The 10,045-nt window shown below is 35.0% G+C and carries 10 protein-coding genes and 1 pseudogene; 1 reads left to right on the forward strand and 10 read right to left on the reverse strand.

The genetic code is table 11. The annotated features are described in order from the left end of the window. The first annotated feature begins 407 nt into the window (after positions 1 to 407). Complete coding sequence (locus tag E1171_RS15170) at positions 408 to 788, forward strand: VOC family protein (protein ID WP_155206892.1); 381 nt, start codon at positions 408 to 410, stop codon at positions 786 to 788. A 666-nt stretch (positions 789 to 1,454) separates the two neighbouring features. Here the strand turns inward: E1171_RS15170 and E1171_RS15175 are convergent. The 10 genes and pseudogenes from E1171_RS15175 to E1171_RS24300 all read right to left on the reverse strand — a co-directional run. After that, positions 1,455 to 2,333 carry a haloalkane dehalogenase gene (locus tag E1171_RS15175; protein ID WP_155206893.1) on the reverse strand — a complete coding sequence of 293 codons (879 nt, stop codon included), beginning with the start codon at positions 2,331 to 2,333 and terminating at the stop codon, positions 1,455 to 1,457. A gap of 199 nt (positions 2,334 to 2,532) precedes the next feature. Then, positions 2,533 to 2,823 carry a DUF1330 domain-containing protein gene (locus E1171_RS15180; protein ID WP_155206894.1) on the reverse strand — a complete coding sequence of 97 codons (291 nt, stop codon included), beginning with the start codon at positions 2,821 to 2,823 and terminating at the stop codon, positions 2,533 to 2,535. A gap of 234 nt (positions 2,824 to 3,057) precedes the next feature. After that, positions 3,058 to 3,981, reverse strand: a complete 924-nt coding sequence (locus tag E1171_RS15185; RefSeq protein ID WP_155206895.1) for an SDR family NAD(P)-dependent oxidoreductase — start codon at positions 3,979 to 3,981, stop codon at positions 3,058 to 3,060. Positions 3,982 to 3,983: 2 nt separating this feature from the next. Then, entirely contained in the window at positions 3,984 to 4,406 is a 423-nt protein-coding gene (locus tag E1171_RS15190) for a DUF4345 domain-containing protein (protein WP_155206896.1), read from the reverse strand. Between the two features lie 79 nt (positions 4,407 to 4,485). Then, positions 4,486 to 5,343, reverse strand: a complete 858-nt coding sequence (locus E1171_RS15195) for a helix-turn-helix domain-containing protein (RefSeq protein ID WP_155206897.1) — start codon at positions 5,341 to 5,343, stop codon at positions 4,486 to 4,488. 247 nt (positions 5,344 to 5,590) lie between these two features. Continuing rightward, positions 5,591 to 7,111, reverse strand: coding sequence for a serine hydrolase domain-containing protein (locus E1171_RS15200; RefSeq protein WP_155206898.1), 1,521 nt, complete (start codon positions 7,109 to 7,111; stop codon positions 5,591 to 5,593). A 90-nt stretch (positions 7,112 to 7,201) separates the two neighbouring features. Continuing rightward, positions 7,202 to 8,221 carry a helix-turn-helix domain-containing protein gene (locus E1171_RS15205; RefSeq protein ID WP_187696479.1) on the reverse strand — a complete coding sequence of 340 codons (1,020 nt, stop codon included), beginning with the start codon at positions 8,219 to 8,221 and terminating at the stop codon, positions 7,202 to 7,204. A 749-nt stretch (positions 8,222 to 8,970) separates the two neighbouring features. Further along, on the reverse strand, positions 8,971 to 9,324 hold the full coding sequence (locus tag E1171_RS15210) for an MmcQ/YjbR family DNA-binding protein (protein WP_155206900.1): 354 nt from the start codon (positions 9,322 to 9,324) through the stop codon (positions 8,971 to 8,973). A 2-nt stretch (positions 9,325 to 9,326) separates the two neighbouring features. Then, positions 9,327 to 9,749 carry a VOC family protein gene (locus E1171_RS15215; protein WP_155206901.1) on the reverse strand — a complete coding sequence of 141 codons (423 nt, stop codon included), beginning with the start codon at positions 9,747 to 9,749 and terminating at the stop codon, positions 9,327 to 9,329. A gap of 36 nt (positions 9,750 to 9,785) precedes the next feature. Beyond that, positions 9,786 to 10,045: pseudogene (locus tag E1171_RS24300) on the reverse strand (helix-turn-helix domain-containing protein); the annotation flags it as partial.

Below are 10,045 nucleotides of genomic sequence, written 5' to 3' on the forward strand. Positions count from 1 at the left end.
CTATTTTATTTAATTACCTCAGGCTAAATTATACCGGTTAATAGACCTAGTGATTTCCTCATTTTGACAAATCAAATTGGAATAGAAATATTAAATAACCAATCAAAATAATTTTCACAAACAACGAATCTATTTACCTTCCTTAAGTACCTCACCTATTCTACATCAAGGAAAGGAAAAGTTTTTATCTTTATAATAATTTATACCAGCTAAATTTAATTTGGAATTACCTTCAATAATTCCCATCCATCCGACAACCACAACAATGGAGGCCAAGATATAAAGAAGAGGTTTTCAAATAGCCCATTCATTGTTTAGGGTTTAACAAAAAAAGAATAATTCAAGTTAGAACTTAGAAAGGAAAAAGAAAGCCTTAAATTAGAAGGCGAAGAATAAAAAAATTAATTATGCTAAACAACTCAACTGCCTTCAGCGGATTTTCAACAAATGACCTTTCAAAGACCAGAGAATTTTACCAGGAAATTTTGGGTCTAAAGGTAAAAGAAACACCAATGGGGGCATTGGAGCTACACACTCCTGGTAATAATCCCATATTTATTTACTCAAAAGAGAACCATATTCCAGCAACCTTTACGGTTCTTAACTTTCAGATAAAAGACATTGAGAAAACAGTGGATGAATTTATCGGCAAAGGAATCACCTTTGAGCAATATGAGGGAATGATTGCTACAGATGAAAAGGGAATTTGTCGAGGTGATAAGGGACCAAGCATCGCTTGGTTCAAAGACCCAGCAGGAAATATCTTGTCCTTAATTGAAAAAAGATAATTTATCTCAATGGAAAACGCTCTCTTGACCCTATACTTTATCGAACTACCAGAAGGAGCATAAGCGATAATAAAATGCGGTATCTATAGGGTCATTATAAATGTAATTTAACCATTGCCCTATTAAATCATTTTGGTTTAGCTCAATAGTGGGATTGTATTGTGGCCAGAATTGAAATAAAAATTGATGGGTTCAAAACTTTATTGTTCTTTTGATTAAGCTATGATGAAAAGATTAGCAAAATATTATATAAAAATTAGGCCCAAGCCAAACCCTTAGGCCAATCGATCATCATTTTTTTAAGTATACCGATACATTACCATTGTGTCCGTTATACTTATCCGGATCATTACAAATGAGCCTGCACCATCTGAAATAATGGTAATATCCACTCCAATTCTAGAAGGTGTTCTGGGAACCTGGCAAAAAAGTTTATTTTTTGCCTAATACCTTTAAGTTTTATTATAGGCTCCATTCCCATAACTTTCAATACAAAAAAGGCAGGATGCCGGTTTATAAACCCTTTGTGGTTCGTTTGAATTTATGATGCGACCACATTTCAAATGTATCTAAACAAGGGAATCCATTGGAAGCTCCCTGGGTCCACTCAATTTTATTCACAATTTGATAATGACTTTACAAAAGTGAAACAATTGAATAAATCCATCAAATTTCATCCACCCATTTGGCAATTTCCTGGCCAATAAAATGGGGGTTATCTTCCTGAATAAAGTGTAATCCCTTTCCAATATCCACCATTTTTGTGTTGGGGAAACTATTTCTTATATATTCCACCTCCTTTTTCTTCAAAATTGCTCCAGGTTGAGCGTACAAACACAATTTGGGAATATCTGTTTCAGTTAACCACTTATTGTACGCCGTCATTAAATTAAAAACACCCATAGGCTTCCCGTCAATTGGGATTTGAGTGGGCCAGGTTCTTACCGGTTTTCTACTTGCAACAGTAGGATATGGTCTTTTATAATTAGCCAATTCTTCTTTACTCAGTTTTCTTACAATTAGGTCTGGAACCACTTTGTTGAGGAACATATTGCCCACACTTAACATTAACCAACCCACAAAAGGAGTACGCATCATTTTGAATGCAAGCTTAAAATCTGAATGAAAATCATCCCAGCTCAGCGGTTGGATCATCGCCTCCATAAAGGCGATTCCTTTTATATTATCCCGATGGTTATTGGCGTAATTAAAACCCAAACCTGAACCCCAATCATGAATTACCAACGTAATGTTTTTAAGGTTCAGTTTCTTTATAAATTTTTCCAGGTAATCATAATGGTCATGGAATGAATAAGAAAGGTCTGGTTTGTCAGATTTTCCCATTCCTATTAAATCCGGAGCAATACACCGTCCCATTGATTGGAGATGAGGGATAACATTTCTCCAGAGATAGGAAGATGTTGGCTGCCCATGAAGAAATAATATGGGGTCTCCTTCCCCAACATCAACGTAGTGCATTCTGGAACCATTCACTTCTAAGAATTTAGATTCAAATGGGAAATCAGGTGAAATAACAGAATTCATATCAATAACATTTTAATTAGTATAAAGGAAAAACTCAATTTGCTTAATAATGCCAAAAAACACTTTTTGGTTTGGATCACCAATCCACTACCGGTCAGGGTATTTACGACCGCTTCAACTGGTTTACTTTAACCGCCAGGGTAATTCAATGGAAACAAGATGCTCCCACAGATTACCCTAACCATTAAATCCTATTTTGTTAACTAATATATGCCTCTAATTTGGTAAAAGCCTTTTCACGATAAGGTAAAAGTTCCTTATACGCTTCTGAGTCAAAGACTTCGTTCACAGCCTCTTTATTAGGAAACTCCACTACGGTAACTGCACTAGGTGTATACTCCCCAATTGAGGCTTCGGAAATTTGATATCTTCCAACAGGTTTGGCTTTTACTTGCTCAAAAAGTTTTCCCACATTACCTAAATAGTGGGTTAAAGCTTCGCTTTCTTTAGGATTAATTTTAGCGACAATAATTAAATTTACTTTAGACATAACTTTTGTATTTATGATGATTGATTAATTAGTTTCACACATTTATTCCCCTATTTCTTCAGGAAAAAATCGATTTAATTGGCCTTCGGAACTCTCATAACCTTTTTTTTATTAATGAAGTCTGTGCTTCCTGAGAGTTCTCCAGGGGGAGAAATAATTGAACTGATTGAACTAATTAAAGTATTTGAGTTATTTGAAGATTGAGATAAATTTGAACCAACTCCTGTTTAATCATTATTTGATAAATCTATGAATGGCCTCATTAGCATTATCCTGATAGGATTCGTTTTTTAAATCTTGCCAAATAGTGCTCTGATCTACTACTGGTCCAGTAAGTACATTTTCCTTACTGGCGTAAAAAACTCCACTATTTAAGGCTTCATTACTAATACCGTCTACGAATCGCTGTGCACCTTTACTTAGTTTATGAGACAAGCCCATCAAAGGCATAAATATTGGCATTCCAATATATTTGAACAGAATACGCTTAAGGAATGGAAGGTCAGTCATTCCTTCGGTACCTCTTGTTCCTCCTGGGCTCATACTTATGAATTTGATATGGGGATGTTTTCTTGCCATATGCGATATCCATAAAGTTCCCCCATACTTAACCCACCCATAAACCTGCATGGCATCAAACTTACCCTCGAAGGCGGTACCATCAAAAACAGAAGCGAATTCATCTACAGAATTTGTTTTTAATTGGGGACGATTCATTCCCGTTGCTTTAATCCCTCTTGCTGCTTCAGAACTTGCAAACAAAGCAACATTTCTAAGTTTATCGGCTTTCAACAATTCATCTACCAGCACCACATGTCCCAAAAGATTCGCTGCCGTAATATTGGTCACACCCTCTTTGGTTAAGCTTTCCGGACTTTTCCCCCCTACTCCACCAGCATTCATAATTAATGCATCAATGGGTTCATATAATTGGGAAACAGCCTTTCTCACAGAATCAGGATCTGAAACATCCATGATTAAGATTTCGAAGATTGATCTTCCTGTAGATTCTTCTAATGATTTTTTAGCAACTTCAGCTTTTATTCTATTTCTGCAGGCCAAGTAAATCTTTTCTGTGTCTTTAACTAAGGCCAATTGTCTGGCAGTATCTTTGCCAATGCCTGCATTGGCACCTGTAATCATTATTACCTTGTTCATGACTATATTTTTTTAAATGTGAAATTTGTTTGATTCTTTTCTCGATAGATGGTGAACAGAATTGCACCCGTAATACCAAGGATAAATTCTAAACCAGTAGCTTTAACCAAGCCATCCACAGGCATTCCATCTTGTAGTATACTTAATAATCTACCAGCACCGATGGAAAGAAAAAGGAGAAATGAAACCAGAGAGGAAGTATAGGTCAAATTTTTCTTGAAGGCTCCAATGATTGTCAATATTGCAATAGCCAAGATCAACGCACTAGAAGCTCTAACATCGTTTATTACACTGATATTTCCAGCAATATCAATCCCGGCACCAGCTTTCATTTCTACTGGCATCATTAGGGTAGTACCACCAATAAAGGTGAGCAATAAACCTGAAATAATTAGGAAGGTCTTTAATACTTTTGAATTTTTCATGACTTTGTTCTTTTAAATTTTGTTCTTTCAACTTGTATAGAACAAAGGTCATGAAAAGGAAAGCCTTTAATTTCTCGTTTTAGCCCAAAGATCTCTCATTTTGGCTCAGGCGGTATTCTGACGGAGATTTTCCGTAAATATTGATGAAATTTCTGTTAAAAGTAGCCAAAGATTCAAATCCAACATCATATGCAATATCAGAAACTCTCAAATCATTTGCTTTTAATAATTCAGCGGCCTTCTCCACTTTCTTTCTAGCAATGTATTTCTTTGGGCTATCGTTAAAAACTTCTTTAAACTTTCTTTTAAAAGAGGAAAGACTCAAATGACAAAGTGTGGCCAATTCATCTAAAGATAAGTTAGCGTATAAATTATGTTGGATAGTGGTTTTAAAGCCCACCTCGTTAGGTTTAAACAAAGCGGCTAAAAAGTCTAGTTGAGAAGGTGCCTGCTGGGATTTAGTCATCAACAAAACAAATTCTTTCAACTTTGTTTTTACCATATTGTCATCTGCTAACTCAGGGTTATCCAACAAAATATCAATGCTTTCCCTATAATGTTCCAGTAATCGGTCTACTTCAATTTGCTTAAGATTATAATCTAGGGAATAACTTGAGGTGGAAAGATCGAATTCAAACAGGTCTTCCACTACCGAAGGGTAAAGAAATATTCCCACAGATTCAATTCCGTCAACACACTTACTTTCATCATCGCTAGGTTCGAAGAAGTAATTAAGGCACTTAGCAAGCATGGCCTTATTTTTATTTAATTTAAAATAATCTTCCTGAGAACGGACCCCAACTTCACCCTTGTTCACAAACATAAAACAAGCCTCATCTTCAACATAATGCTTCAGTGTTCTATCAAAATAAGGCATGGAAAGCTTAATGAATACGGGTCGACCTTTATATTTTATTACCTGCTCTTTAAATTCCATTATTTTAAATTATTGCAAACATCACAGAAAAAGTGGTAGTGTGCGATTTAGTTTAAATTTGGGATACAAGATAGCCAAATCTGTTAATTGGCAAAGCAAACCGCACACTGAAAAACTTCCTCTACCACCAAAATACCATGATTACATACTGAAAATTATAGCTGCATTTCAAATTTGATGATCGCTCAATAACATTTTAATCATACCTTACTTTCAAAAAGAATTCTACCTACGCGAATACGTACTTTTATTTTCTTTCAAGTCGAATATAATAAGGGTACCCATAATATTCTCTTTCTGCTGCTGCAAATGCCACTACAGTTCCGGATAATACATCCCCAATTTTATAAAGTTTTAAGGATAAAAACTGACTAAACTCATGCCTGATATCTTTCGAAGGTAAATCACCAGGAAACATACCTATGAATGAGTTTTCATTAACTTGACCCATTGTTAAAATGGATTTGTGGGGCAATGGATTTCCTTGAGTGAAATATGATTTTAACGTAAAATCTAAATAGTCAATAATAATGTTTCCATCTGGCTTTATTTTTAATGTACAAGGCACGTCCTGATTTCCAACCCTGATTGTACCCTTCCAATTTCCAAAAAAAGTGGAATCGCTAGTATAGTGTTTGTATTGGCCAATTATATTAATAGGTTCGGGGGTATAATCAGGTAATATTATCCTACTTAATTTATTGGTAATGTCCTGGCAATATTGCTGATTAAAGGTATTTAATATTACAGCAATGGCTATATTTTTCTCCGGGATGAGTTTTATCATTGAACTTATCCCCATCATTCCCCCTTCATGCCAAACTAACTTAAATCCATCATCATCAGGTTTATAATACCAGCCAAGCCCATAATAAGTAGCATCATAATAGTGGTATAGGGCATTTTTATTTTTATAACTATGCATCAAATCAATGGATTTATCATTTAATACCGTGCTATTACCATTTTTCAGATGAAACATCCCAAATAAAATCAAATCGTGCACACTGGAGTAAATATTTCCTGCACCTCTAGTGTTATTTCTGACCTTAGGTAGTACGGTTTGATTTAAGCCATATTTTTTGGCTACAGTCAATCCCTTTTTATTCGGATATCCAACAAAGGAGTTTTTCATTCCAAGAGGTGAAAACAATTCATCATCCATGAATCCCGAAAAGCTTTTACCACTTTGTTTTTCTATAATATAATCCAACAAGCCGTAACCCATATTTGAGTACTCAAACTTCAATCCGGACGGATGAAATAAGTAGCCGTATTTTTTAAAGGCTGTTTCAAAATCATCAACACGGACAACTCCTTCATCATCATAGTTAATTTCAAAATATGTCCCCAAACCTGAGGTATGGTCTAATAAATCCAGCACCTTCACTTCTGAAGAAACACCTTCATAACTCTTAAATTTTAATGGGGAAATATATTTTTCGGCGGGTGAATGAATATCAAATCCTGGTTCCTGATTAAGAATCATTATACCAGTTGCGGTTATAGGTTTTGATACAGAAGCTAATTGGTAGGAAGTTTGTATTGTTGCTTTTATTTGATTTTCAACATCGGCCCACCCAAAAGCATTTTCATAAATGATCTTGCCATCTTTTGCCACCGCAACAACAGCGGAAGGAATTGTTTTGCTTTCGATTGCTTTAAGGATGTTATCTTCAATCGAAGAAAAATCATATCCTGAACTATTTTGACTTTTTGCACTCTTTACTAAAGATAGTGCTAAAACGATAAAAAGAATTTGTTTCATTATTGTTGTGATTTACCTTAAATAGCCACAAATCACAGCAAATACACAGGATTGGTCGTCCCAAAACGAGTTTTCGGACCAAATTTACCCTTATTTTTTCACAAATTCTTCAAAATATTCCCTTGGGGTCTTTTGGGTTTGTTTTTTGAAAATATAATTAAATGATGATTTTGAAGCAAAGCCACTATCATATGCATGGGCTAAAAAGGTAAATTGTTTTTTTTCATCTTTTTTTATCCTTTCAATAAATTCCTTTACCCTATATCTGTTAACAAACTCATGAAAATTGATGCCAAGAATTTGATTAATAACCTTTGAAATCACATTTTCATGAATGCCTGTTTTGGTAGCAAAACTTTTCAAGCTTAAATCCGGGTCAAGATAAAACTTCTCGGAATCCATTTTGCTTTTTAAGGACTCTGCAATTAATTGGAAATTAAGATTGTCTTCAGAAGATATTTCCTTGCGAGGCTTTACTAAAGTTTTTAAACCAATAGCTCCTAAGCCGGAATTTGTATATCCCTTAAATCCAATCCATAAAATTATAATGGTTAGAATAATGTATAATGGAAAAAAATAAAACTCTCCATACATTCCTTCAAATAAAAAAATATCGGTTAATCGTATTCCAAACCAAACGAACCAAAATGATACAAAGCTAACGATGGGTACTTGTATCCATTCTAAGGATTTATCCTGTGTATGGGAAAAATTGTTGTAGAGCCATTTTTTATACCTTACCAATAAAATTATTGACCATACCATAAATATAGTAGAGTACAGAAATCCTGACCACTGTACAACTATAAAAATCAGATGCAGATTATTCTGAACATCAGCTCCTATTTGAATGGCACCATCCCTGTAGAATGGGGTTCTGTAATACATTAATTCAAGGACCACAGGGATAAAAAGAAGATAGTCTTTTTTAATTAATTCATATTTAGGATTTGCCACACACTTGGTATACAGGTACAATGAAGGCCCAAGTCCAAATAACAGTTCTACTTTTAAATAGGGAATAAACCTTAGCATCTGCTCTTGAAACAAACCCTGGATGACGGCAAAGTTGGTCGTAGTTAAGGCCCAAAATATCAGAACTACTCCCAATAAGATATTTACTCTTTTATTTTCCTTTCTGAGAAATAATAAAAAACTCAGAATAAATGTTTGGAAAGATAATATTGCAATAAGAGTAACTTTTACCATTAAAATCTTTGGCTTTATTTTTCAAGTTGCTTAATTAATATGGTCCTTGCTTGGGACAACAAAGGTTTAAATCCAATTCGACCAGCCCCAAATCTAAATAAAACAAATTAGGTTTATATTCCTTTTGTCTTCTTTTTCAAATCTAATAATACCTAAATTCTTTCAATATCCTTGAATGGGGTTGTGGCAAGGTTAATAAAAACCCTTGGAAGTGCTTCAATTACCAAAACTATTAACCTAATAGCCATGAAAAAATGTTTGGTAAACAATTATCTTTATCGGTGGGTACAGAAATATTCCGTTTGATTTATTCCCGTCAACACATTTTGATCATCACTATGTTCATAGAAATAATCTCCTGGGAAGGCCCCCACCTTTTCCCATGTTAACAACCATAAAGCATTCCTCCATTCCTACCAAAACGCTTTTTGGAATCAATCGAAATAAGGGGTGGAAACCTTAATAAATACCAGGTCTTCTTTATTTTTTATTACCTACTTTTTAAATTTTGTTGCCAACAGCTTTGCCCAAGAGCGGTAGCCGTTTTCAACGTGCTACCTTTCTGTTTGGAAAACTTATGTAAATAAAACAAAAAGGTAAGGGTTAGCACTCAAACCACTATTCCTTTTATACAATGAAAAGTCCAATCCTCACTCCATTTGAAGCTCATTCTGTGATTTTTTCGGAAGTCCTAAAACTACCAGATCGTATGAGTTTTTAATCCACTCCTTGATTTGGCTATCTGTAATTTTTCCATTTGTCGAAATACTATTCCAGTGCTTTTTGTTCATGTAGTAGCCTGGAATTACGTCCTCGTATTTTTCTCGAAGTAATATGGCCTCTTCAGGGTCGCATTTGACATTAATGAGGTCAAATGTTTCAATATTCGTGGAGGAAAACATTTTGCCCTTGACCGAAAAGACCAATGTCGTATTGTCAAACGGCATTTTTTCTTCCGCTCCTTTCAACGACAGACAATAACAGCGGTAAATCTCAATATCCATAATCAGTCATTCTTTTCCGCAAATCCCAAAATGTAGCCGTTATTGTCGGCAATATAAAATTCCTGCATTCCGTACCAAGCCGTTTTTAGTTTGGTTGGATTAATATGCTTGCTTTTGATTTGCTCATAAAATGCCTTAATTCCATCAATTTCCATATAAAACGAAGCGCTGGCGCCCATCGGTAGGTTTCTTGCAAGAGCTATATCCTCTTTAAAACTGTCTGTTCGCTGAAACATCAGCTCCACTTTATCCTTTTTCACCAAGGCATAAACATAATCTTTCCCCTCCGCCAGGGCTTGTTCGATTCCGTCTTGAGTTTCAGGAACTGCCATTACAAGGGAAAATCCCAAAATCGATTCATAGAAATCTACCGTTTCTTTGATGTCCTTGACCTCAAGGTTTGGTGTCAACTTATTTGCTTTCATTGTCCTTTGATTTAATAGAAAGTAGAAAGGACAAATTTATATTTCTCGAAGGGTAGTCAATTGTAAAAATCGGTCGTTTTTGTTTAGATACAAATCAGTTGGTGTAGCTCCTGTAAACCGCTTTACGTCCTTTATAAAATGAGCTTGATCGAAATATTCCTTTTCGGGGAAAAGTCGTCCGTTTGCAATTTGTTGGAACGAAGAGTAGCATTTGAGGATATTGTAAAATGTCTTAAGTGAAAAGCCAAATCTGTTGTTAAAATACCTATTGATTTGCCTACTGCTCCAAGAGACTC

Origin of the sequence: Xanthovirga aplysinae, assembly GCF_009711365.1 — a bacterium.
GTDB lineage: Bacteria > Bacteroidota > Bacteroidia > Cytophagales > Cyclobacteriaceae > Xanthovirga > Xanthovirga aplysinae.

What these genes read in the sequence shown, in the direction of transcription:
- E1171_RS15170 (WP_155206892.1), top strand. Translation starts at nt 408, where the DNA reads ATGCTAAACAACTCAACTGCCTTCAGCGGATTTTCAACAAATGACCTT.
- E1171_RS15185 (WP_155206895.1), bottom strand. Translation starts at nt 3,981, where the DNA reads ATGAACAAGGTAATAATGATTACAGGTGCCAATGCAGGCATTGGCAAA.
- E1171_RS15215 (WP_155206901.1), bottom strand. Translation starts at nt 9,749, where the DNA reads ATGAAAGCAAATAAGTTGACACCAAACCTTGAGGTCAAGGACATCAAA.
- E1171_RS15175 (WP_155206893.1), bottom strand. Translation starts at nt 2,333, where the DNA reads ATGAATTCTGTTATTTCACCTGATTTCCCATTTGAATCTAAATTCTTA.
- E1171_RS15210 (WP_155206900.1), bottom strand. Translation starts at nt 9,324, where the DNA reads ATGGATATTGAGATTTACCGCTGTTATTGTCTGTCGTTGAAAGGAGCG.
- E1171_RS15180 (WP_155206894.1), bottom strand. Translation starts at nt 2,823, where the DNA reads ATGTCTAAAGTAAATTTAATTATTGTCGCTAAAATTAATCCTAAAGAA.
- E1171_RS15195 (WP_155206897.1), bottom strand. Translation starts at nt 5,343, where the DNA reads ATGGAATTTAAAGAGCAGGTAATAAAATATAAAGGTCGACCCGTATTC.
- E1171_RS15200 (WP_155206898.1), bottom strand. Translation starts at nt 7,111, where the DNA reads ATGAAACAAATTCTTTTTATCGTTTTAGCACTATCTTTAGTAAAGAGT.
- E1171_RS15190 (WP_155206896.1), bottom strand. Translation starts at nt 4,406, where the DNA reads ATGAAAAATTCAAAAGTATTAAAGACCTTCCTAATTATTTCAGGTTTA.